The sequence below is a fragment of the Pseudaquabacterium rugosum genome (assembly GCF_038066575.1).
GTDB classification, from domain to species: domain Bacteria; phylum Pseudomonadota; class Gammaproteobacteria; order Burkholderiales; family Burkholderiaceae_C; genus Pseudaquabacterium; species Pseudaquabacterium rugosum.
Genome location: NZ_JBBUTF010000034.1, coordinates 14622 through 36878 on the forward strand (window position 1 = coordinate 14622; position 22257 = coordinate 36878).

Consider the following 22257-nt stretch of genomic DNA (forward strand, 5'->3'; position numbering starts at 1 on the left):
CTTCAGGGCAGCGTCAGCGCCGCGACGATGCGCGGCAGGGAATCTGGACAGGCCGGCTCAAGATTCCCCTACGTCATCCGTCAGATCCGGGAGGCCGCGGGATCGCCATCCGTTCGCATCAGAGCCAAACCCTTGAGGTACTCGCCCTCGGGAAACTCGATCGTCGTCGGATGGTCACACGCGCCCTCCAGGCGCTGCAGGATCACCGCGTTGACACCGGCATCCAGGCCGGCGCCCGCCACGATCTTGTGGAACAGATCGGCGCTGACGCCGCCCGAACAGCTGTAGGTCATCAGCAGCCCGCCCGGCGACAGCAGCTTCAGGCCCAGGCGGTTGATGTCCTTGTAGGCCCGGGCCGCACGCTCGGCATGGGCCGCGGTCGGCGCGAACTTCGGCGGGTCGAGGACGATCGCGTCGAAGCGGCGGCCGTCCTGGAGCGCCTGCCGCAGGAAGGCGTTGACGTCGGCATCGACGAATTCGTGGCGGGTGTCGTCATGGCCGTTGCGGCGCAGGTTGGCGCGCGCCAGCTCCAGCGCCGGACCGGAGGAGTCGACGCTGGTGACCTGCCGCGCGCCGCCGGCCAGCGCGGTGACGCTGAAGCCGCCGGTGTAGCAGTAGCAGTTGAGCACCGTCTCGCAGCCGAGCTGGCGCACCAGCTGGGCGAAGCGGGCGCGGTTGTCGCGCTGGTCCAGGTAGTAGCCGGTCTTGTGGCCCAGGGCCACGTCCAGCCCCAGCTGCCAGCCGTGCTCGGTGATGGTCAGCGCGGTCGGGCCGTCGCCGCGCAGCCAGCCGGTGCGCGGCTCCAGGCCTTCGAGCTTGCGGCTGCTGGCGTCGCTGCGCTCGTAGAGCCGGCCCAGGCCGGTGGCGTGCAGCAGCGCATCGGCGATCACCTCGCGCCAGCGCTCGGCGCCGGCCGACAGGAACTGCGCGCTCAGCGTGTCGCCGTAGCGGTCGACGATCAGGCCGGGCAGGCCGTCGGCCTCGCCATGGATCAGGCGCACGCCGTCGCTGGCGATCGCCAGCCGGCCGCGCAGGGCCACCGCGGCCTGCACGCGGCGGGCGAAGAACGCGGCGTCGATGCGCTCGGTCTCGTCGAAGGACCAGGCCCGCACGCGGATCATCGAGGCCGGGCTGTACGCGCCCCAACCCAGGAACTGACCGGTATCGGACTCCAGGCGCACGGTCTCGCCCGCATCGGCGCCGCCCTTGGCGATGCTGCCCTGGAACACCCAGGGATGGCGGCGCAACAGCGAGCGCTCGCGGCCCTCGCGCAATCGGATCGTCTTCATGGGCCGGATTGTCGCGCCCCGCAGGCCCTGCCACGAACGGCCGCGGACCTGCGGAGCCGCGCGACGCTCAGGCCTTGCGACGACGGGCGACGCCGCCCACCAGGGCCAGACCGGCCAGGGCCATGGCCGCCCCGGCAGGTTCGGGCACGGCCGCCGTCGGCGCACCGAAGGCCGTCACCGTCGAGTCGGAGCTGTTCAGCCGCAGCCGGTTGTTGCCGCTGGTGGCGTTGAAGTCGGCCAGGGTCAGGCCCTGCAGCTGGGCCAGGCCACCGCCGGACAGCACGCTGCCATCCGCATCTTCCAGCTGCAGGCCGGTGGCGAAGCTGCCACTGGTGAAGACGTACAGATAGTCCCGGCCATTGGAGAAGTTGTCGTACAGGCCGACGATGCCGTTGGCCAGCGACTGGCCATTGACGACGAGGCTCTCCAGCGTGTACCAGCTGCCGCTCAGACCGAACGGATCCGACACGGTCGTGGCACTGACGGTGTCGACGGTGAACGACATCGAGCCGGCGGCCGACGTGGCCTCGAAGCTCAGCGAGGTGGCCTGGGCGCTCCCCAGGTTGAACGTCAGGGACAGGGCGATCGCCGCACAGGCGGCACCGGTCAATCTCAGATTACGCATGGTCACGGTTCCCAACTTTTTGTAACGGACCCCCTATTGTGGAAATTGGGGGGCGCCTTGTCACAACCGTCCATGCGAACGAGGGGCGGGTCCGCACCCGTGTACGGCCTGTCACCGCCTGAATGGATGCCCGGCGGGATGCCCGGCGCGCAGGGGTGAGCGCCCGCTACGTCCCCGAGCCGCCGTCGACCTTGCGTTTGGCGCGCGGATGGGCCGCGTCGTAGACCTTGGCCAGGTGCTGGAAGTCCAGCCGCGTGTAGACCTGGGTGGTGGCGATGCTGGCGTGGCCCAGCAGTTCCTGCACGCCGCGCAGATCGCCGCTGGACTGCAGCAGGTGCGAGGCATAACTGTGGCGCAGCATGTGCGGATGCACGGTGGTCGGCAGGCCGGCATCGCGCGCCATCTCCTGCAGACGGGTGCGCACCTGGCTGGCCGACAGGCGGCTGCCGTGGCGCGAGACGAACAGCGCCGTCTCGTCCGGCCGTGCCACCTGGGCGCGCAGCGCCAGCCAGTCGCGCACGGCCTGCAGCGCCGGGCCGCCCACCGGCAGGCTGCGGCGCTTGCTGCCCTTGCCCAGCACATGGGCGGTGGCATCCGGACCATCGATCCAGCCATCGGCCTCGCGGCCGTCGGGACGCAGGGCCGAGACATCCAGCCCGACCAGCTCGCCCACCCGCAGGCCGCAGCCGTAGAGCAGCTCGACCATGCAGTGGTCGCGCGCCTTGAGCGCCGGATGCTGGATCGCCGACGGCGCCTCGGCCAGCGCCACGGCCTGCTCGACGCTCAGCGCCTTGGGCAGCGGCCGCGGCTGCTTCGGCGGGCGGATGTCGAGCACCGGGTTGTGGTGCACCAGGCGCTCGCGCACCCAGTACTTGAACAGGCCACGCCAGGCGGCCAGCGCGATGGCGATGCTGCGCGCACCGAGCCCGGCCTCGCGCAGCACGGCGGTCCAACGCCGGATGTGGTGGTGCTGGGCCTGCGGCAGCGCGACCGCATCGGCCGCGGCCAGGGCCTGCAGACGCAGCAGGGCCTCGGTGTACATCGCCAGCGTGCGCGCGGCCAGCCGGCGCTCGACCGTCAGGTGGCGGACGAAACGGTCGAGTTCAGGCGACAGCACCTCGGCCTGGGGAACGGACACCGCGGGGGACGCGCTCATGGCTGTGCGGCAGGGGGGTACCGGTCGAGGGGCGGAGACGGCGGCCGGCACACGGCCGGCACACGGCCGACAGACGGCCGACAGACGGCCGGCGCCGGCACGCGGCGGCGTCAGGCCGCGGCGGGCGGCAACAGGCGGCCGAGCGCGCTGCCGCAGGCCTCACCCAGGCGCTGCAGGAACTCGGTGCCCATGTCCGCGGTGTAGCGGGTGGCGTCCGGCGAGGCCAGCACCAGCAGGCCGAACGAGGACTCGGCGCCGCGCTGGCGCAGCGGCACCATCGCCACCGAGGCGACCTGCGTCGGCTCGGCCAGCCAGCCCACCGCCTCGAAGCCCGCGTTCACACCGCAATAGGGCTGGCCCATGCTGGTGACGAAGGCCCGCAGATCGTCGCTGACGTCCTGGGCATAGGCCCGGGTGGCCAGCTCGGCGCGCACGCCCCACAGCCGCAGCGTCGCCTGCGGGATCATGAACTGGTGGCGCGCCGCGCGCACCACGACCTCGGGCAGCGTGTCGGGGGTGTCGACCCGCAGCAGCTCGCAGGTGAAGCGGTGCAGCCGGTCGGCGATGGCCAGGTTCTCGTTGCCGTGGCGGATCATCTCGACCGCACGCTGCTCCTGGGCCTTGATGCGCTCGCGCAGCATCTCCATCTGCCGCTCCTGCAGCGAGACGGCGCGCTGGCCGTGCGGGCTGGTCAGCTGGACGCTGGCCAGCAGCTCGGCATGGCGCTCGAAGAAGGCCGGCGTGTTGGCCAGGTAGTTGGCGATCTCTTGCTCGGTGATGCCGGGTTGCAGGGTCACAGTTCGATCTCTCCGTCAAACACCGTCTCGGCCGGACCGGTCATGAACACATGGCCCTCGTCCGTACCGTCCCATTCGATGGTCAGCACGCCGCCACGGGCCTGCACGTCCACCCGCTTCGACAGCCAGCCCAGGCGGATGCCGGCGACCACCGCCGCGCAGGCGCCGGTGCCGCAGGCCAGGGTCTCGCCGGCATCGCGCTCGAACACGCGCAGCGCGATCTGGCCGTGCGAGAGCACCTGCATGAAGCCGGCGTTGACCTTGCGCGGGAAGCGGGCGTGGCGCTCGACCAGCGGGCCCAGCGCCTCGACCGGCACGTGGCGCACGTCATCGACGCGCTGCACCGCATGCGGATTGCCCATCGACACCACGGCCACCTGCACCTGGCGGCCCTCGCCGATGTCCAGCGGCCACAGGTCCATGCCGCCCTCGCGCCGGGGCTGCAGGCCGCTCGGATCGAAGGGCACGCGCGCCGGCTCGAACACCGGACGGTTCATGTCGACGGTCACGCGGCCGTCGTCCTGCAGCGTCAGCGTCAGCCGGTTGTTGACGGTGGCCACGCGCACGGTGCGCTTGTCGGTCAGGCCGTGGTCGTGCACATAACGCACGAAGCAGCGGGCGCCGTTGCCGCAGTGCTCGACCTCGTCGCCGGTGTTGTTGAAGATGCGGTAGCGGAAGTCGACCGTGTCGTCGGGCGCCGGCTCGACGAGCAGGATCTGGTCCGCGCCGACGCCGAAGCGGCGGTCGCCGAGGTGGCGCAGCTGCTCGCGCGTGAGCGTCAGCGGCGTGCGGGTGCCGTCGAGCACGACGAAGTCGTTGCCCGCACCCTGCATCTTGGTGAACGGAAGTCGCATGGGGTGATTATGGTGGCCGGCCGCGGAGGCCCCGGACAGCGTGGGATCAGTACAACGACGGCTCGCCCGGCGGCCGGCTCTTGAAGCGCTTGTGCACCCACAGGTACTGCTCGGGCACGCGCCGGATCTCCTGCTCGATCCAGGCGTTCATGCGGGCGGTGGCCTGCTCGTCGCTCTGCTCGCCGGGGAAATCGGTCCAGGGTTCGAGGAAGCGCACGCGGTAGCCGCGGCCGCCGGGCAGCATCTCGGCGACCACCGGCTGCACCGTCATGCGCAGCGAACGCGCCATGCGCGCGGGCGCCAGCAGCGTGGCCGCCGCCACGCCGAAGAAGGGCACGAAGGCCGCGTCGCGGGTGCCGAAGTCCATGTCCGGCAGGTTGAAGAACACGGCCCCGCGGCGCACCGCGCGCACCAGCGGCAGCGCGCTCTCGCTGCGGGCGAAGATCTGGCCCTGGTCGAAGCGCAGGCGGCCGGCGCGCATCGCGGCGTCGAACACCGGATTGCTCTGCGCCTGGTAGATCGAGGCCACCTGCCGGCCCTGGAACAGCTGGGTGGCCACGCCGGCCACGTCCAGACCGACGAAGTGAGGCACCAGCCACATCACCGGCTGGCCGGCGCGCTCGGCATAGCCGACGTCGCCCTCGATCTCGATCAGCGTCTTCAGCCGCTCACGCGGGGCGAACCACAGCAGGCCGCGCTCCAGCAGGCTGCGCGCCAGCCAGCCGAAGTGGGCGCGGGCGATGGCCTGGCGTTCGGCCTCGCTGCGCTCGGGCAGACACAGCGCGAGGTTGCGCAGCGCGATGCGCCGACGCTTGCCGGCCAGCCGCCACAGCGCCGCGCCCAGCCCGCGGCCGAGCGCCGCCTGCAGCCCCAGCGGCCAGCCGCTGAGCAGGCGCAGCGTGGCCACGGCCAGGCGGGCGCCCAGGTTGCCCCGCGGCGCGGCGACCTCGTCATCGGCCTCGTCGGCCGGCGGCAGCGGATCGCGCGCGCTCATGCCGGACCTCCGGTGGACGTCGGCGCGGCAGCGGCCGGCGCCGCCCCCCGCGGCTGCTTGTAGCGGTGATAGCCCCACAGGTACTGGCCCGGGGACTGGCGCACCAGCGCCTCCATCCAGCCGTTGAGCGCGGTCGCGTCGGCGCGCGACTGGGCCTCCTCGGTCGCGCCAGCCGCCGGCTGGGGCAGGGCCGGTGCGGGCGCCACGCGCAGGCGGAAGCCCGCGCCCTGCGGCAGCCGTTCGGCCCAGATCAGCAGCAGCGCGGCGCCGCTCTGGCGCGCCAGCTTGGTCGCCAGTGTCATCGTGTAGGCCTCGCGGCCGAAGAACGGCGCCCAGGTGCCCATGCCCTCGGGCGGCACCTGGTCGGGCAGCACGCCGACCATCTCGCCGCGGCGCAGCGCGCGCAGCAGCTGGCGCACGCCGGCCAGCGAGGCCGGCACCGTGGCCAGCCCCGGCCGGGCGCGGGCGGTCTCCTCCAGCTCGCGCAGCCAGTCCTGGCGCGCCGGGCGGTACATCGCCGTCAGCGTCGAGCGATCGCCCCAGCGCTCGGCGATGGCCTGGGCGCAGACCTCCCAGCAGCCCAGATGGGGGGTCAGCAGCAGCACGCCGGTGCCGGCGTCGAGCGCGGCCTGCAGATGCGCGTCGCCGTCCCAGCGCACGGCCTCGCCGAGCGGCCGGTCGGCCGGACGCAGCCACAGCCAGGGCAGTTCGGCCGTCATGCGGCCGGCCTGGGCCACGGCCTGACGGCGGTCGGCCGCGGCGATGCCGGCCTGGGCGGCGTTCTCGCGCAGGCGTCGGCGATAGGTCGGCGAGACGGCCCAGACCAGCCAGCCGAGCGCGGCGCCGATCCGGTGCAAAGTCGACAAGGGCCGGCGGGAGAGCCAGCGCAGCACTGCGAGCATGGTCGTATCATTCGGGCCTGTCGCCGAGTTAAAGGACAACTTGCGGGGCGACGGCAGGTCTTGGGGGCAGCATGCTGCCACAAGCCTCCAGGCAGTCGACTGATCCAGGTCGCGCAAATACCGCTAAAGCGTTCGCCGATTCCTGACGTTGATACGGCGACGCGTCGATCAACCCTGACAGGAAGCCCCATGGCGAACGATTTCCTCTTCACCTCCGAGTCGGTCTCGGAAGGCCATCCCGACAAGGTCGCGGACCAGATCTCCGACGCCATCCTGGACGCGATCTTCGCCCAGGACCCCAAGAGCCGCGTGGCGGCCGAGACGCTGACCAACACCGGCCTGGTCGTGCTGGCCGGCGAGATCACCACCAACGCCAACGTCGACTACATCCAGGTCGCGCGCGACACCATCAAGCGCATCGGCTACGACAACACCGAGTACGGCATCGACCACAAGGGCTGCGCGGTGATGGTCTGCTACGACAAGCAGTCCAACGACATCGCCCAGGGCGTCGACCACGCCAGCGACGACCACCTGAACATCGGCGCCGGTGACCAGGGCCTGATGTTCGGCTACGCCTGCGACGAGACGCCCGAGCTGATGCCCGCGCCGATCTACTACGCGCACCGCCTGGTCGAGCGCCAGGCCCAGCTGCGCAAGGACGGCCGCCTGCCCTTCCTGCGCCCGGACGCCAAGAGCCAGGTGACGATGCGCTACGTGGACGGCAAGCCGCACTCGATCGACACCGTGGTGCTGAGCACCCAGCACAGCCCCGACCAGAGCGAGACCGCCACCAAGATGAAGGACAGCTTCATCGAGGCGGTGATCGAGGAGATCATCAAGCCGGTGCTGCCCGAGGAATGGCTGCAGGACACCCGCTACCTGATCAACCCGACCGGCCGCTTCGTCATCGGCGGCCCGCAGGGCGACTGCGGCCTGACCGGCCGCAAGATCATCGTCGACACCTACGGCGGCGCCTGCCCGCACGGCGGCGGCGCGTTCTCGGGCAAGGACCCGTCCAAGGTCGACCGCTCGGCCGCCTACGCCGCGCGCTACGTGGCCAAGAACATCGTCGCCGCCGGCCTGGCCAGGCAGTGCCAGGTGCAGGTGGCCTACGCCATCGGCGTGGCCAAGCCGATGAACATCACGGTCTACACCGAAGGCACCGGCGTCGTCTCCGACGAGCGCCTGTCGCAGATCGTGGCCGAGGTGTTCGACCTGCGTCCGAAGGGCATCATCCAGATGCTGGACCTGCTGCGCCCGATCTACTCGAAGACCGCGGCCTACGGCCACTTCGGCCGCGAGGAGCCGGAATTCACCTGGGAGCGCACCGACAAGATCGCGGCGCTGAAGGCGGCGGCCGGCGTGCAGTGACGCACCCCGCCGGTGCGGCACGGTCCGCACCCTTGCCCGGGCGCCCGCTGACGGCGCCCGCCCCCTGACGGGCGGCCTGCGGGCCGCCCGTCGTCGTTTCCGGGTCGACGCGGCCCATCGGGACACCGCGCGGCATGACCGGGATGGCGGGCTCGGCTGGCACGGCGGTTGCAAACCACTCTTGCATACAAGATTGGTACGCATCAAAGGTGTGCATCCGGACCGGATCCGCACCGGCTGCGTGCCCACCGCACCCGCATGGCCCGTCCGCCCCGTTCCCCCGCCCTGTCCGCCCCTGCTGACGCGTCCGACGCCCCCGCCGACGCCGCCAGCCGCCACCCTGACGCCATCGCCGACCTGATCGTCGACGCCATCCTGGCCGGCCGGCTGAGCCCGGGCCAGCGCCTGGGCGAGCAGTCGCTGGCCGATCTGTTCGGCGTCAGCCGCACGCTGGTGCGCGAGGCGCTGGGCCGGCTGTCGGCGCGCGGCATGGTCGAGGTCAACGCCCGCCGCGGCTGGTACGTGGTGCAGCCCTCGCGCGACGAGGCGCGCGACGCCTTCACCGCCCGGCTGGCGATCGAGACCGGCCTGGTGCGCACGCTGGCCGCGCCGCTGGACGCGCCGGCCCTGGCCCGGCTGGAGCGCCATGTCGCCGACGAGCGCGCCGCGATCGCCCGCGGCGACCCCGGCGAGCGCAGCTACCTGCTGGGCGAGTTCCACGTCTGCCTGGCCGAGTGCAGCGGCCACGCGCTGCTGGCCGAGATCCTGAAGGACCTGACGGCGCGCACCACGCTGATCGCCACGCTCTACCAGTCGACGCACGACGCCAGCCGCTCGTGCGACGAGCATGCCGAGATCGTCGCCGCGCTGCGCGCCGGCGACCACGCGCGGGCCGAGGCCTGCGTGCGCGCCCACATCGGCGAGGTGGCCGACCACCTGCAGGACGGCGCCGGCCGCGACCCGCTCGACACCCTGCGCAGCGCGCTGCTGCCCGCCCCGCGCGCCGCGGCCGCCCGCCCGCGCCGCCGCCTGTTCTCGTCCCTGCTGCCCGCGTCCACCGAGGCTGCGGCAGCCCCCGCCCCTGCCCCCCGCCGTCCCACCGAGGAGTCCTGAGCCCATGTTCCCGCGCACCACCCGCCGCCTTCTGCTGAGCCTGGCCGGCGCCGCCCTCGCCGCCAGCGCGCTCGCCCCTGCCGCCCACGCCCAGAGCGCGCTCGACACCGTGATGGCGAAGAAGCAGATCACCATCGCCGTGCCCACCGACTACCCGCCCTACGGCTACGTCGGCACCGACCTCAAGCCCATCGGCCTGGACGTGGACATGGCCCAGCTGATCGCCACCCGGCTCGGCGTCAAGGTCGAGCTGCTGCCGGTGACCAGCGCCAACCGCATCCCCTACCTGCAGACGAAGAAGGCCGATCTGGTGATCTCGACGCTGGGCAAGAACCCCGAGCGCGAGAAGGTGATCGACTTCACCGCCGCCTACTCGCCGTTCTTCCAGGCCGTCTTCGCGCCGAAGACTCTGGCCATCAAGTCCTGGGGCGACCTGTCGGGCAAGACGGTGGCCGTCACCCGCGGTGCGATGGAGGACATCGAGCTGGGCAAGCTCGCGCCGTCGGATGCCGAGGTCAAGCGCTTCGAGGACAACAACGCCACGGTGGCCGCCTTCGTCTCCGGCCAGGTGCAGGTGATCGCCGTCGGCGCCTCGGTGGCCGGCAACGTGATGGCCCGCAATCCGCAGCTCGGCATGGAGTTCAAGCTGCTGATCAAGGACTCGCCGAACTTCATCGGCGTGGCCAAGGGCGAGGACGCGCTGCGCGCCAAGGTCAACGCCGTGATCGCCGAGGCCCGGGCCGCCGGCGAGCTCGACCGCCTGGCGCAGAAGTGGCTGGGCCGGCCGGCCGGCAACCTGCCGAACTGAGGAGCAGCGCCGCGATGATCACGCTCGACTTCGCCGCCGTGCTGGTGGACTGGCCGCTGCTGCTGCGCGGCATGGCCTGGACGACGGCCCTGACGCTGGCGGCCACCGCCGGCGGCCTGGCGCTGGGGGTGGCCTGCGGCTGGGCCCGCGCCTGGGGGCCGCGGCCGCTGGCCACGGCGGCGGCGGTGTATGTCGAGCTGATCCGCAACACGCCCTTCATCGTCCAGCTGTTCTTCCTGTTCTTCGGCCTGCCGGCGGCCGGCTTCGCGCTGTCGCCGGAGACGGCCTCGGTGCTGGCCATGGTGCTGAACCTGGGCGCCTACGCGGGCGAGATCGTGCGCGCCGGCATCGAGTCGACGCCACCGGGCCAGCTGGAGGCCGGCCACAGCCTGGCGCTGACGCGCTGGCAGGTCTTCAGCCGCATCGTGCTGCCGCCCGCGCTGCAGCGGGTCTGGCCGGCGCTGACCAGCCAGATCGTCATCGTGATGCTGGGCTCGGCCGTCTGCGGCCAGATCTCGACGCCCGAGCTGTCCTATGCGGCCAACCTGATCCACAGCCGCAACTTCCGCGCCTTCGAGGCCACGCTGGTGGCCACCGCGCTGTACCTGGCGCTGGCCATCGTGCTGCGCCAGACGCTGCTGTACGCCGGCCCGCGGCTGCTGCGTCGGCGCTGAGCCGCCGCGCCCTCCCACACCCTGAAGCGCCCTCCGCCCATGGTCGATTTCTCCCTCTGGGACATCCTGCGCAACCTGCTGCTGGCCGGCCGCTGGACCGTCGCCCTGTCGCTGATCGCCTTCGCGGGCGGCCTGCTGGTCGGTCTGGCGCTGCTGGTCGCGCGCACCGCCGGTGGCGCCGGCACACGGCGCGCGGTCGGTGCCTATGTCCAGCTGTTCCAGGGCACGCCGCTGCTGATGCAGCTGTTCCTGGCCTATTTCGGCCTGGCCGCGCTCGGCCTCGACGTCTCGCCGTGGACGGCGGCCGCGCTCGCGCTGACCTTCTACGCCTCGGCCTATCTGTGCGAGATCTGGCGCGGCTGCGTCGAGGCCATCCCGCGCGGCCAGTGGGAGGCCTCGGCCGCCCTCGGCCTGAGCCTGGGCGAGCAGCTGCGCCACGTCGTCGGCCCGCAGGCGCTGCGCATCGGCGTGGCGCCCACCGTCGGCTTCCTGGTGCAGCTGGTCAAGGGCACGGCGCTGGCCTCGGTGATCGGCTTCGTCGAGCTGACCAAGGCCGGCACCATGATCACCAACGCGACCTTCCAGCCCTTCCTCGTCTACGCCTGCGTGGCGTCGATGTACTTCCTGCTGTGCTTCCCGCTGTCGGTGGCCAGCCGTCAACTCGAACGGAGCCTGCGCCGTGGCCGCCCTGCACACTGACCTCCCCGCCACCGACACCACCACGGCCACCGCCCCCATCGTCACCCTGCAGGGCCTGCGCAAGCGTTACGGGCCGAACGAGGTGCTCAAGGGCGTGGACCTGCAGGTCGCCCGCGGCGAGGTGGTCGTCATCATCGGCAAGAGCGGCTCGGGCAAGAGCACCCTGCTGCGCTGCATCAACGGGCTGGAGAGCTTCCAGGACGGCGCGCTGCAGGTCGACGGCCAGGCCCTCAGGCACGGCGACGCCGCGGCCATGCGCGCGCTGCGCCAGCACGTGGGCATGATCTTCCAGAGCTTCAACCTGTTCCCGCACCTGAGCGTGGGCCGCAACGTGATGCTGGCGCCCGGCCTGGTCAAGGGCGAGCGCCCGGCCGAGGGCGAGGCCCGCGCCCGCGCGCTGCTGCAGCGCGTGGGCCTGGCCGACAAGTTCGACGCCTGGCCGGACCAGCTCTCGGGCGGTCAGCAGCAGCGCGTGGCCATCGCCCGCGCGCTGGCGATGACGCCGGCCGTGCTGCTGTGCGACGAGATCACCTCGGCGCTCGACCCGGAGCTGGTCGGCGAGGTGCTGAAGGTGGTGGAGTCGCTGGCCGACGAGGGCATGACGCTGATGATGGTCACCCACGAGATGGGCTTCGCGCGCAAGGTCGCCGACCGGGTGGTGTTCATGCACGCCGGGCGCATCCACGAGATGGGCCCGCCCGCGGCGATCTTCGGTGCGCCGCGCACGCCGGAGCTGCAGCAGTTCCTGGCCGCGCTGCACTGAGGCGCCGCCGGGCCGGGGCGCCGCGGCCCCGGCGCAGGCTCAGACCAGTCCGCAGTAGGCGCGGAACGGCGCCAGCACCGCATCACCGCGGAAGGGCTTGACGATCCAGCCCGAGACCCCGGCCGCCTTGCCGCGCTCGCGCAGCAGGCTGTTGTTCTCGGTCGTCAGCATGACGATGCGCACCTTCTGGTTGCCCAGCTCGGCGCGCACCTTCTCGGCCATCGTGATGCCGTCCATGTTGGGCATGTTGACGTCGCTGACGACCAGGCGGATGGCGGGGTCGCCCCGCAGCGCGGCCAGCCCCTCACGTCCGTCGTTGGCGGTGGCGACGTCGAAGCCGTTGCGGGTCAGGAAGCCGGCGACGACATCGCGGGCCACGGAGGAGTCGTCGACCACGAGGACATGGGCCATGGATCACCTTGCTGGGGATGAGGATGCGGACAGGGCACGGACGGGCGCACGGCGCGCCGACGGACCGGCCGGCCGCGTGCCCGCGGTCAGAACAGTTCGAGCACGCCGGTGTGGCAGGGCGGCACCGCCTCGGCGGCGAAGCGGGTGTAGCCCTCGGGCGACCACAGCAGGTTGAAGATCAGCCGCTGCACGATCAGCACCGGCGGCATGTGCGGACGCGCCGGATCGCACAGGTGCCAGCGCACGCACAACTGCGGATCCGAGGAGCCGAAGGAGATGTACTTCTGCTCGTGGTTGATGACGATGGGCACCTGCGTCTGCTCGCTGGCGAAGGCCTGCGGCGGGATGTAGTGGTTCTTGAACGCGCCCCAGATCAGGTTCGTCGTCTCGGCCAGCAGGTTGTTCAGCGCGCGGAAGCCCAGGTCGCCACCGCCGCCGGTGAAGCCGAAACCCTGGATCAGGCCCTGGCGCAGCGAGGCCTCCTCGGCCTGCAGCATCATGTAGCCGCGGCACCAGGTGCTCTCGATCGGGATCAGCGTGGAGACCTGGCCGTAGATGATGCGGTCATGCACCACGTGGGGCCGCTCGTGCGTGACGGCCGCGCCCGGGAACATCGCCTGCAGCGAGTCGAAGGTCAGGTTCAGCACGCCCTGCACCAGCTCGGGCGGGTAGCGCAGGCTGAACAGCTTGCCCTCGATGTGCTCGCGCAGCACGGCCGGCTCGTCGCCGGACCAGGGATGGCTGATCGCCTCGGCCTCGGCCGTGCTCAGGGGCCGGTCCGTGGTGCGGCGCAGGAAGATCGGCAGCTCGGGCCGCTGGCGGTGGATCGCGAGCGCGAGCGTCAGCTGGCCGGCATCGCCGGCGCCCGGCAGATCCTCGGCCAGCAGCACGCCGGCCAGATCCTTGTGCTGCCCCAGCAGCTCGCTGGCCTCGGCCGCGGTGCGGGGCAGCGGCACCAGCCCCAGCTGGTCACACAGGTCGAGCAGGGCCTGGTACTGCCGAGCGTCGTGCTCGAGCAGCAGCACCTTGGCCGCCAGGGCGGAGTTCGCGGTCATGACAGGTCGGAGGACGGATACCGGACGCGGCGGGCACCGGCGGTCGACGCCCCCGGTGGCATCCCCCGGTATCGACCGGCGCCGCGCCGACTGAAGCCCGGCCACGCCCCGGCGCCCCGCGGCGTGAACGATGGCGGCCGCCACGCGGGCGCCAGCTCAGCGGCGCCGCCCCCCCGCGGGCCGACCCGTTCGACCCGCTGGCCCCGGCGCTGGCCCCGGCGCTGACGCCGGCCCTCAGACCGCCCGCGGCCGCACCCGGGCCGCCGCCGCCTTGGCGGTGGCGCGGGCGGCATCGGTGTCCGCGGCCCGCGCCAGCACCACGCCCATGCGGCGCTTGACGAAGCTCTCGGGCTTGCCGAACAGCCGGATGTCGGTGCCCGGCAGGGCCAGGGCCTCGGCCACGCCGTCGAAGACGAGGCCGGTGGCCTCGACCCCGCCGTAGATCACGGCGCTGGCGCCCGGGGTCTTCAGCGTGGTGTCGACCGGCAGGCCGAGGATGGCGCGCGCATGCAGCTCGAACTCGCTCTGCCACTGGGTGCTCAGGGTGACCAGGCCGGTGTCGTGCGGGCGCGGGCTGACCTCGCTGAACCACACGTCGTCGCCCTTGACGAAGAGCTCGACGCCGTAGAGGCCGCAGCCGTCGGGCTGGCCGTCCAGGCCCTGGCCGAGGTCGTCGGTGACGGCCCGGGCGATGGCGCGGGCGCGTTCGAGGGCCAGCGGGCGCATGGCCTGCGGCTGCCAGCTCTCGACATAGTCGCCGCTGACCTGGACATGGCCGATCGGCTCGCAGAACTGGGTGGCGATGCGGCCGTCGGCGCCGCGGGCGCGCACCGTCAGCAGCGTGATCTCGTAGTCGAAGTCGATGAAGCCCTCGACGATCACCCGGCCGTGGCTGACGCGGCCGCCGGCCATCGCGTGGTCCCAGGCGGTCGGCACATCGGCGGGGCCGTCGATCTTGCTCTGGCCCTTGCCGCTGCTGCTCATCACCGGCTTGACGATGCAGGGGTAGCCGATGGCCGCGGCACCGTCGGTGCCGTCGATGGCGGCCTGCAGCTCGGCCAGCGAGTCACAGAAGCGGTAGGGGCTGGTGGGCAGGGCCAGCGTCTCGGCGGCCAGGCGGCGGATGCCTTCGCGGTCCATCGTGAGCCGCGCGGCGCGGGCGGTGGGCACCACGCGCACCACGCCCTCGGCTTCCAGCCGCTGCAGCTCGGCGGTGGCGATGGCCTCGATCTCGGGCACCACCAGCGCCGGGCGCTCGGTCTCGACCAGCGTGCGCAGCTGGGCCGCATCGCTCATCGTGATCGTGCGCGCGTGGTGGGCCACCTGCTGGCCGGGGGCGTTCTCGTAGCGGTCGACGGCGATCGTCTCCACGCCCAGGCGCTGCAGCGCGATCAGCACTTCCTTGCCCAGCTCGCCGCTGCCCAGCAGCATGACGCGGGTGGCATTCGGGGACAGCGGGGTACCAAGGGTCTTCATCGGGATCATCCGGCGGGGAGGTGGGCGGGGTCGCCATTGTCGACCGGACGCAGCGGCAGCCAGCGCAGCAGCATCGCGTAGAGCGCGGCCGGATCGACCGGCTTGGCCAGATGGTCGTTCATGCCGGCGGCCAGGCAGGCCTGGCGGTCCTCGCCGAAGGCATTGGCCGTCATCGCCAGGATGGGCAGGGCCGGGCCGAGCCGGCCGCGGATGCGGCGCGTGGCCTGCAGGCCGTCGAGCCCGGGCATCTGCATGTCCATCAGCACCACGTCGTAGGGCCGCTCGCAGGCCAGCTCGACCGCGCGCAGCCCGTCCTCGGCCGTCTCCACGTGCAGCGCGGCGCGGCCGAGCAGCTCGCGCGCGACGTCGCGGTTGATCAGGTGGTCCTCGGCCAGCAGCACACGCTGGCCGGCATGGTCCTGGCGCAGGCGCTGCAGCATCACGTCGAGGCTGCCGGCGGCCGGGCCGTCGAGCCGCAGCGGCGGCAGATGCGGGCGCAGCACACGCACCAGGGTGTCGTGCAGGGCCGACGGCGTCACGGGCTTGACCAGCACGGCGGCGGCCTGCACCTCGTGCGCGCGGTCGAACACCTCGGCCTCGTTGAAGGCCGTCACCAGGATGGCCGGCGGCATGCCCGCGCCGGTCAGCGCACGCAGCGCCTGCAGCGTGGCGATGCCGTCGGGCGGCGGCATGCGCCAGTCACACAGCACGACGTCGTGGACCCGGCCCGCGGCCAGCCCGGCCTGCACCGCCTGCAGCGCGGCGCTGCCGCCGCCCACGGCCTCGACCTGCAGGCCCAGCATCTGCAGCGCGTCGCGCAGCGCGGCCAGGGCCTCGGGCAGGTCATCGACCAGCAGCGCGCGCAGGCCCTGCAGCGGCACCGGCGCGGCGCGGTCGCCGGCCTGCTCGGCCGCCGTCAGCCAGGCGGTGAACCAGAAGCTCGCGCCCTCGCCCGGCCGGCTGTCGACCCCGGCCTCGCCCTCCATGCGCTGGGCCAGGTGGCGCACCAGGGCCAGGCCCAGACCGGTGCCGCCGTGGCGCCGGGTGGCGCTGCCGTCGCCCTGCTCGAAGGGCCGGAACAGCTGGGCCTGGACGTCGGGCGCGATGCCGGGGCCGGTGTCGCGCACCTCGAAACGCAGTTGCACCCGCTGGCGCTGCTGCTGCAGCAGCTCGCCCTTCAGGCGCACCCAGCCGCTGTCGGTGAACTTCACCGCATTGCCCAGCAGGTTGATCAGCATCTGCGACAGCCGCGTCACGTCGCCGGTGAGGTGCGTGGGCAGGTGGTCGGTGTCGAGCACCAGCTCCAGGCCCTTGGCCTGGGCCGCCGGCCGCACCAGCTCCAGCGCACGGCCGACCAGCGCGTCGAGCGCGAACTCGGCCGACTCCAGCTGCATCTTGCCGGCCTCGATCTTGGAGAGGTCGAGGATGTCGTTGATCACCTGCAGCAGATGGCGTGCGGCATCGTCGATCTTGCCCAGGCGGTCGCGCTGCACGGCGTCGGTGGTGTCGCGCGCCATCAGATGGGCCAGGCCGATGATGGCGTTCATCGGCGTGCGGATCTCGTGGCTCATGTTGGCCAGGAAGGCGCTCTTGGCCCGGTTGGCGCTGTCGGCCTGCTCGGCCCGGCGCACCAGCTCGACCGAGGCCTGGGCCAGCGCCGCGGTGCGCTCGCGCACCTGGGCCTCCAGCACGGTGCGGTGCTGCTGCAGCTCGCGCTGGGCCTGCTTGAGCGGGCCGATGTCGAAGACGGTGGCGATGAAGTGCGGCACGCCCTCGATGTCGACCCGCACGCTGGAGAACGAGACCTCCAGCGCGCGGCCGTCCTGGTGGCGCATGCGGGTCTGCAGGCCGTGCACGCCGCCTTCGCGGCGCACCAGCTGGCGCATCATCGCCAGCGCCTCGGTGTCCAGCCACAGGTGGTCGCCGGCGCTGCGCCCCAGCAGCGCGTCGCGCGGCCAGCCCAGCAGTTGCTCGAAGGCCGGATTGACGTCGAGGATCTCGCCGCTGCCGCGCCGGCCCAGCACCATCGGCGCCGGGCTGCCCTCGAACAGCGCGCGCAGGCGCTGCAGGGCCTCGGCGCTGCGCCGCTGGGCCAGCTGCAGCGCGCTGACGTCGACCGCCGACAGGATGACGCCGCCGATGGCGCCCGCGCCATCCCGCCAGGGCACGCAGTCCCAGCTGATCCAGCGCGGCTGGCCGTCGGGCTGCAGCACCCGCTCGGCCTCGTGGTGCGAGGACTCGCCGGCCAGCGCGCGGCGGTGGGCCTCGCGCCAGTGCGCGGGCAAGGGGCCCATCACCTCGTGCAGCGTCAGCCCGGGCAGGCCCTGATCGCGCCAGCCCATGCGCCGCATCTCCTGCAGCCAGTGCGCGCTGCAGGCGAGAAAGCGCATGCCGGTGTCGAACAGCGCGATGGCCAGCGGCGCATGTTCGACGAAGGCCTCCAGCTGCTCGCGGGTGCGCCGCAGCGTGGCCTCGGCGGCCTTGCGCTCGGTGATGTCACGGTGCAGGGTGAGCACGCCCAGCAGCGCGCCGTCCGGCAGCAGGATGCGCACGCCCTGGGCCTCGCTGACGAACTCGCTGCCGTCGGGCCGGCGGCAGTCGAGCGTCAGGCGCGAGCTGCGCGCGCCCGAGCGCAGGCGCTCGAAGTGCTCCCGCGCGGCGCCGGCATGGACCTGGGCCCGGGCATACAGCGGCTCGGTGCCGCGGCCGACGATGTCGCGGGCCTGGACGCCGAACAGGCGGCAGAAGGCAGGGTTGACCAGGCGCACGATGCGCCGGTCGTCGACCAGGATCAGCGCCTCGTCCAGGCCGTCGAAGATGGCTTGCAGCGTGGCCTCGCGCTCGCGCAGCGTGGCCAGCGTGCGGCGCAGGCGATGGCGGGCCTGGTCGATCTCGCGCAGACCGCCGCCATCGGCGGTGGGGCCGGTGGCGGTGGCCGCGGGCCGGCCGGGACCGGCGGCGGACCCGTCTGCGGCTCCGCCCTCGTCCCCGCCCTCGTCCCCGCCCTCGGCCGCCAGCCCCTGCATCGCCCGCGACAGCCGGCGCGAGGCCAGCCGCCCGCCGAGCACACCGCCGGCCGTGGCCAGCAGCAGCGCCAGCAGGCCCGGCACCGCGGTGCGCCACACCGGCTCCATCCAGGCCCCGCGCGAGACCTGCAGCGACAGGCTCCAGCCCCCCAGCCCCTGGCGCTGCACCGTCTGCAGCGCGGCCTCGGTGCCCCCTTCGGTCCCGACGTCGGTCCCCACTTCGACCGCCGGCCGCGCCGCCGCGGCCTCGGCGGCGGCCTCGCCGCTCCACTGCGCCAGCAGCCGGCCGTGGCGATCGGCCAGGCGGCTGGTCCAGCCAGCCGGCAGGTGCCAGCCGGCCAGGGTGCGCTGCAGCTCGCCCAGCGGCAGCGCACTCGACAACACGCCGAGCACACGCCCGTCGGCCTGGCGCACCGGCACGGCCAGCACCACGGCCGGCCCCAGCGGCAGCGGCAGGTCGTGGCGGTCGCCGATCACCACCGCGCCATCGCGCAGCGCGCGCATCTCGGGCGCATCGGGCGACAGCACGCGGCCGCGCGGCAGCGGCACGCCCAGCGCCAGCGCGGTGTTGAAGCGCACCTGGCCATCGGGCGTGACCAGCATCACGTCGGCATGCTGGACCTCGCGGAAGGCCAGCGCCAGCCGGTAGAGCGGCGTCGGATCGCCCTGGGTCGCCTCGCGCGCCTGGGGGCTGAGGGCGATCTGTTCGAGCCCCGAGACCCGGTGCGCGATCTGGTGCGACAGCGCGGCGGCCTCGCGTTCGGCCAGGGCCTGCAGATCGGCCCGCAGCTCGCGCCGGGCCTCCGACAGGTTCCACAGCGCCATCGCGCCGACGACGACCAGTGCCGGCACCAGGCCCCAGACGATCTGACCGGCCAGATAGCGGCGCAGCGACAGGCTGTGGCCCCCCGCCGCCACGGGCGGGGCGGCCGGGAGGTCGGCGGTCGGGACACGGCCCTGCGGTTCAGGAGCAGCCGGAGACACGGCAGGGTCGGTGTGGGAGACGCAAGGGACAACGGACGGTGGCCGCCCGCCGCGACGGACGGGCCTGCGCCCGATCCTCGCACAGCCGGCGCCCGGCCCGCACGGCCCCTGGCCCCGGATCTGCCCTGATGGATGCACGGGCGGACGGGCCGGGCCACCGGCCGGGCCGGGCCCTGGCGCACCCGCCGGCTCCGGGCGCGGATTGACCTGACTCAAGGCCTCCCCGGGGGCGACGGCGCGAAGATCGATCCACCCACCCGCCGTGTCATCTGCCGGTCATCATGAGCGCCTCCCATCCCCGACATCCGCCGACCTCCTCCCCTGCGGACCACGCGCCGGCGAGCGACCCGCGCGCCCCGGCCGCCACCGGCCGCACCGATCCGGCCCGCCGCCGCGGGCCGCGCCGCACCCGCGACGGCGACATCGCCCCGGTCGACGACGCCCGCGCCCTGCAGGCCGACCAGGTCGACCGCGCCGTCATCCGCCAGCAGACCGTGCAGCAGATGGTGCTGGCCGACGCCCTGGCCTCGCACCCGGGCACCGGCGGGCCGGTGCGCGACCTGCTGCAGTCGGTCGGCAGCCTGGTCGATGGCGCCGCCCCCGACGACGTGCGGGCGCTGCGCCGGCTGCTGTTCGCGCCCACGTCCAACAAGCCCCCGCGCCGCGAGTCCGATCTGGCCCTGTCGGCCGGCTGGCGCGAGGGCGCCTATCCGTACCAGAACCTGCTGAGCCGCCGCAGCTACGAGGCGCAGAAGTACCGGCTGCAGGTCGAGCTGCTGAAGCTGCAGGCCTGGGTCAAGGAGACCGGCGCCCGGGTGGTGATCCTGTTCGAGGGCCGCGACGCGGCCGGCAAGGGCGGCACCATCAAGCGCTTCATGGAGCACCTGAACCCGCGCGGCGCGCGCGTGGTGGCCCTGGAAAAGCCCAGCGAGGTCGAACGCGGCCAGTGGTACTTCCAGCGCTACATCCAGCACCTGCCCACGCGCGGCGAGATCGTGCTGTTCGACCGCAGCTGGTACAACCGCGCCGGCGTCGAGCGGGTGATGGGCTTCTGCTCCGAGCGCGAGTACGACGAGTTCCTGCGCCAGGCGCCCGAGTTCGAGCGTCAGCTGGTGCGCTCGGGCATCCACCTGTTCAAGTTCTGGTTCTCGGTCAGCCGCGACGAGCAGCGCCGCCGCTTCAAGGAGCGCAAGCTGCACCCGCTCAAGCAGTGGAAGCTGTCGCCCATCGACATGGCCAGCCTCGACAAGTGGGACGACTACACCCGCGCCAAGGAAGCGATGTTCCTGCACACCGACACCTCGGACGCGCCGTGGACGGTGATCAAGAGCGATTGCAAGAAGCGCGCGCGCCTGAACGCCATGCGCTGGGCGCTGCACCGGCTGCCGTATGCCGGGCGGGACATGGCGGTGCTCGGCCCGGTCGATCCGCTGATCGTCGGCCGGCCGGCGCTGGTCTCGGCCCAGGACGAGGACAGCCTGGCCGCCCCGGCCGCCGGCTGACGCCGGGCCCGCCGCCGCGGGCGCGGTCCATTTCACGGGACGGCCCCGTCGGCGCGCGGGGCGCTGGCTAGAATGCGCCCCATTGTTCCGAGGAGCGTTGCAAGGCGCCGCAGGCCACGAGCCGCGGCCCCCAGGCTCGGGACACTCGACATGCAACGGCGCTCACCCGCAGTCCTCGGTCCAGGCCAGTGTGGGTGGGAGCGCCCGTCGCGTGATCACGCGGCTTCAGTTTCCGCGCCTCCGGCCGAAGCCCTGCGGGCCTCCCCTCGCCCTGCTTCCCGGAGAAACGCTGATGAACGCCCCGCTGAACACCGCCGCCCTGCACGCGCAGGCCCCGTACGCCATTGCCGACCTGTCGCTGGCCGACTGGGGCCGCAAGGAACTCAACATCGCCGAGACCGAGATGCCGGCGCTGATGGCCATCCGCCAGGAATACGCCGCCAGCCAGCCCCTGAAGGGCGCCCGCATCACCGGCTCGCTGCACATGACGATCCAGACCGGCGTGCTGGTCGAGACGCTGCAGGCCCTCGGCGCCGAGGTGCGCTGGGCCTCGTGCAACATCTTCTCGACCCAGGACCACGCGGCCGCCGCGCTGGTGGCCAAGGGCACGCCCGTCTTCGCCTACAAGGGCGAGACGCTGAAGGACTACTGGGACTACACCCACCGCATCTTCGAGTTCGGCGCCGCCGGCACCGAGGGTGAAGGCCCGAACATGATCCTGGACGACGGCGGCGATGCCACGCTGCTGATGCACCTGGGCAAGAAGGCCGAGAAGGACGCCAGCCTGATCGCCAACCCGGGCAGCGACGAGGAGCGCGAGCTGTTCGCCTCGATCAAGGCCAAGCTGGCCGTCGACCCGACCTGGTACAGCCGCAAGAGCGCGCAGATCCTGGGCGTGACCGAGGAGACCACCACCGGCGTGCACCGCCTGAACGAGATGTCGGCCAAGGGCCAGCTGATGTTCCGCGCGATCAACGTCAACGACTCGGTCACCAAGTCGAAGTTCGACAACCTCTACGGCTGCCGCGAGTCGCTGGTCGACGGCATCAAGCGCGCCACCGACGTGATGATCGCCGGCAAGATCGCCGTGGTCTGCGGCTACGGCGACGTGGGCAAGGGCTCGGCGCAGGCGCTGCGCGCGCTGTCGGCCCAGGTCTGGGTGACCGAGATCGACCCGATCAACGCGCTGCAGGCCGCGATGGAAGGCTACCGCGTGGTGACGATGGAGTGGGCCGCCTCGCAGGCCGACATCTTCGTGACGACCACCGGCAACCGCGACGTGATCACGTACGAGCACATGGCGGCGATGAAGAACAACGCCATCGTCTGCAACATCGGCCACTTCGACAACGAGATCCAGGTCGCCAAGCTGGAAGAGAAGTGCCAGTGGGAGGAGATCAAGCCGCAGGTCGATCACGTGATCTTCCCGAGCGTGGATGGCAAGCCGGGCAAGCGCATCATCCTGCTGGCCAAGGGCCGTCTGGTGAACCTGGGCTGCGGCACCGGCCACCCGAGCTACGTGATGTCGTCGAGCTTCGCCAACCAGACGCTGGCCCAGATCGAGCTGTACGCGCACAAGGACGCCTACGACATCGGCAAGGTCTACGTGCTGCCCAAGCACCTGGACGAGAAGGTGGCCCGCCTGCAGCTGACCACGCTGAACGCCCAGCTGACCACGCTGACCGACGAGCAGGCCGCCTACATCGGCGTGCCGGTGGCCGGCCCGTACAAGCCTGATTCGTACCGTTACTGAGC

The 22257-nt window shown here is 72.6% G+C and carries 19 protein-coding genes and 1 riboswitch; of the genes, 8 read left to right on the forward strand and 11 right to left on the reverse strand.

Features of this window, described 5'->3' with window-relative positions; translation table 11 throughout:
- Positions 1–80: 80 nt before the first annotated feature.
- From AACH11_RS23475 to AACH11_RS23505, 7 genes are all read right to left on the reverse strand, one after another.
- Positions 81–1289 carry a class I SAM-dependent rRNA methyltransferase gene (locus AACH11_RS23475; RefSeq protein ID WP_341376716.1) on the reverse strand — a complete coding sequence of 403 codons (1209 nt, stop codon included), beginning with the start codon at positions 1287–1289 and terminating at the stop codon, positions 81–83.
- Between the two features lie 67 nt (positions 1290–1356).
- The gene (locus tag AACH11_RS23480; RefSeq protein ID WP_341376717.1) at positions 1357–1914 is read right to left on the reverse strand and encodes a PEP-CTERM sorting domain-containing protein; all 558 of its coding nucleotides are present in this window, start codon (positions 1912–1914) and stop codon (positions 1357–1359) included.
- A gap of 166 nt (positions 1915–2080) precedes the next feature.
- On the reverse strand, positions 2081–3070 hold the full coding sequence (locus tag AACH11_RS23485) for a tyrosine recombinase XerC (RefSeq protein WP_341376718.1): 990 nt from the start codon (positions 3068–3070) through the stop codon (positions 2081–2083).
- A 110-nt stretch (positions 3071–3180) separates the two neighbouring features.
- The gene (locus tag AACH11_RS23490) at positions 3181–3867 is read right to left on the reverse strand and encodes a DUF484 family protein (RefSeq protein WP_341376719.1); all 687 of its coding nucleotides are present in this window, start codon (positions 3865–3867) and stop codon (positions 3181–3183) included.
- Complete coding sequence (gene dapF, locus AACH11_RS23495) at positions 3864–4721, reverse strand: diaminopimelate epimerase (protein WP_341376720.1); 858 nt, start codon at positions 4719–4721, stop codon at positions 3864–3866. Before dapF ends, AACH11_RS23490 begins: the two co-directional genes overlap by 4 nt.
- Positions 4722–4767: 46 nt before the next feature.
- Entirely contained in the window at positions 4768–5715 is a 948-nt protein-coding gene (locus tag AACH11_RS23500; RefSeq protein ID WP_341376721.1) for an LpxL/LpxP family acyltransferase, read from the reverse strand.
- Positions 5712–6617: a lysophospholipid acyltransferase family protein gene (locus AACH11_RS23505; RefSeq protein WP_341376722.1), complete on the reverse strand. Its 906-nt coding sequence runs from the start codon at positions 6615–6617 to the stop codon at positions 5712–5714. The genes AACH11_RS23500 and AACH11_RS23505 overlap by 4 nt, the downstream gene beginning before the upstream one ends.
- Before the next feature lie 189 nt (positions 6618–6806).
- Between AACH11_RS23505 and metK the strand changes: the two genes are divergently transcribed.
- From metK to AACH11_RS23535, 6 genes are all read left to right on the forward strand, one after another.
- Positions 6807–7991 carry a methionine adenosyltransferase gene (gene metK / locus AACH11_RS23510; protein ID WP_341376723.1) on the forward strand — a complete coding sequence of 395 codons (1185 nt, stop codon included), beginning with the start codon at positions 6807–6809 and terminating at the stop codon, positions 7989–7991.
- Between the two features lie 258 nt (positions 7992–8249).
- Positions 8250–9104 carry a GntR family transcriptional regulator gene (locus tag AACH11_RS23515; RefSeq protein ID WP_341376724.1) on the forward strand — a complete coding sequence of 285 codons (855 nt, stop codon included), beginning with the start codon at positions 8250–8252 and terminating at the stop codon, positions 9102–9104.
- A gap of 4 nt (positions 9105–9108) precedes the next feature.
- On the forward strand, positions 9109–9912 hold the full coding sequence (locus AACH11_RS23520; RefSeq protein ID WP_341376725.1) for a transporter substrate-binding domain-containing protein: 804 nt from the start codon (positions 9109–9111) through the stop codon (positions 9910–9912).
- Positions 9913–9926: 14 nt separating this feature from the next.
- Positions 9927–10586, forward strand: a complete 660-nt coding sequence (locus AACH11_RS23525) for an amino acid ABC transporter permease (protein ID WP_341376726.1) — start codon at positions 9927–9929, stop codon at positions 10584–10586.
- Between the two features lie 39 nt (positions 10587–10625).
- Positions 10626–11285, forward strand: a complete 660-nt coding sequence (locus AACH11_RS23530) for an amino acid ABC transporter permease (protein ID WP_341376727.1) — start codon at positions 10626–10628, stop codon at positions 11283–11285.
- Complete coding sequence (locus tag AACH11_RS23535) at positions 11266–12048, forward strand: amino acid ABC transporter ATP-binding protein (RefSeq protein ID WP_341376728.1); 783 nt, start codon at positions 11266–11268, stop codon at positions 12046–12048. Before AACH11_RS23530 ends, AACH11_RS23535 begins: the two co-directional genes overlap by 20 nt.
- A 39-nt stretch (positions 12049–12087) precedes the next feature.
- Here AACH11_RS23535 and AACH11_RS23540 read toward each other — a convergent pair whose 3' ends face one another.
- The 4 genes from AACH11_RS23540 to AACH11_RS23555 all read right to left on the reverse strand — a co-directional run bounded on the left by AACH11_RS23540 (position 12088) and on the right by AACH11_RS23555 (position 18934).
- Positions 12088–12459, reverse strand: coding sequence for a response regulator (locus AACH11_RS23540; RefSeq protein ID WP_341376729.1), 372 nt, complete (start codon positions 12457–12459; stop codon positions 12088–12090).
- 86 nt (positions 12460–12545) lie between these two features.
- Positions 12546–13514 carry a chemotaxis protein CheX gene (locus tag AACH11_RS23545; protein WP_341376730.1) on the reverse strand — a complete coding sequence of 323 codons (969 nt, stop codon included), beginning with the start codon at positions 13512–13514 and terminating at the stop codon, positions 12546–12548.
- A gap of 234 nt (positions 13515–13748) precedes the next feature.
- Positions 13749–14990, reverse strand: coding sequence for a formate-dependent phosphoribosylglycinamide formyltransferase (purT, locus tag AACH11_RS23550; RefSeq protein WP_341376731.1), 1242 nt, complete (start codon positions 14988–14990; stop codon positions 13749–13751).
- A gap of 5 nt (positions 14991–14995) precedes the next feature.
- Positions 14996–18934, reverse strand: coding sequence for a PAS domain S-box protein (locus AACH11_RS23555; RefSeq protein ID WP_341376732.1), 3939 nt, complete (start codon positions 18932–18934; stop codon positions 14996–14998).
- Between the two features lie 347 nt (positions 18935–19281).
- Between AACH11_RS23555 and ppk2 the strand changes: the two genes are divergently transcribed.
- On the forward strand, positions 19282–20502 hold the full coding sequence (gene ppk2, locus AACH11_RS23560; RefSeq protein WP_341376733.1) for a polyphosphate kinase 2: 1221 nt from the start codon (positions 19282–19284) through the stop codon (positions 20500–20502).
- An 83-nt stretch (positions 20503–20585) separates the two neighbouring features.
- A riboswitch (S-adenosyl-L-homocysteine riboswitch) is annotated at positions 20586–20673 on the forward strand.
- Positions 20674–20794: 121 nt separating this feature from the next.
- On the forward strand, positions 20795–22255 hold the full coding sequence (gene ahcY / locus AACH11_RS23565) for an adenosylhomocysteinase (protein ID WP_341376734.1): 1461 nt from the start codon (positions 20795–20797) through the stop codon (positions 22253–22255).
- Positions 22256–22257 lie beyond the last annotated feature (2 nt).

Excerpts from the sequence above, each read along its gene's own strand:
- AACH11_RS23475 (WP_341376716.1), bottom strand. The coding sequence starts at position 1,289 with ATGAAGACGATCCGATTGCGCGAGGGCCGCGAGCGCTCGCTGTTGCGC.
- AACH11_RS23480 (WP_341376717.1), bottom strand. The coding sequence starts at position 1,914 with ATGCGTAATCTGAGATTGACCGGTGCCGCCTGTGCGGCGATCGCCCTG.
- AACH11_RS23485 (WP_341376718.1), bottom strand. The coding sequence starts at position 3,070 with ATGAGCGCGTCCCCCGCGGTGTCCGTTCCCCAGGCCGAGGTGCTGTCG.
- dapF (WP_341376720.1), bottom strand. The coding sequence starts at position 4,721 with ATGCGACTTCCGTTCACCAAGATGCAGGGTGCGGGCAACGACTTCGTC.
- AACH11_RS23500 (WP_341376721.1), bottom strand. The coding sequence starts at position 5,715 with ATGAGCGCGCGCGATCCGCTGCCGCCGGCCGACGAGGCCGATGACGAG.
- AACH11_RS23505 (WP_341376722.1), bottom strand. The coding sequence starts at position 6,617 with ATGCTCGCAGTGCTGCGCTGGCTCTCCCGCCGGCCCTTGTCGACTTTG.
- metK (WP_341376723.1), top strand. The coding sequence starts at position 6,807 with ATGGCGAACGATTTCCTCTTCACCTCCGAGTCGGTCTCGGAAGGCCAT.
- AACH11_RS23515 (WP_341376724.1), top strand. The coding sequence starts at position 8,250 with ATGGCCCGTCCGCCCCGTTCCCCCGCCCTGTCCGCCCCTGCTGACGCG.
- AACH11_RS23520 (WP_341376725.1), top strand. The coding sequence starts at position 9,109 with ATGTTCCCGCGCACCACCCGCCGCCTTCTGCTGAGCCTGGCCGGCGCC.
- AACH11_RS23525 (WP_341376726.1), top strand. The coding sequence starts at position 9,927 with ATGATCACGCTCGACTTCGCCGCCGTGCTGGTGGACTGGCCGCTGCTG.
- AACH11_RS23530 (WP_341376727.1), top strand. The coding sequence starts at position 10,626 with ATGGTCGATTTCTCCCTCTGGGACATCCTGCGCAACCTGCTGCTGGCC.
- AACH11_RS23540 (WP_341376729.1), bottom strand. The coding sequence starts at position 12,459 with ATGGCCCATGTCCTCGTGGTCGACGACTCCTCCGTGGCCCGCGATGTC.
- AACH11_RS23545 (WP_341376730.1), bottom strand. The coding sequence starts at position 13,514 with ATGACCGCGAACTCCGCCCTGGCGGCCAAGGTGCTGCTGCTCGAGCAC.
- purT (WP_341376731.1), bottom strand. The coding sequence starts at position 14,990 with ATGAAGACCCTTGGTACCCCGCTGTCCCCGAATGCCACCCGCGTCATG.
- ppk2 (WP_341376733.1), top strand. The coding sequence starts at position 19,282 with ATGAGCGCCTCCCATCCCCGACATCCGCCGACCTCCTCCCCTGCGGAC.
- ahcY (WP_341376734.1), top strand. The coding sequence starts at position 20,795 with ATGAACGCCCCGCTGAACACCGCCGCCCTGCACGCGCAGGCCCCGTAC.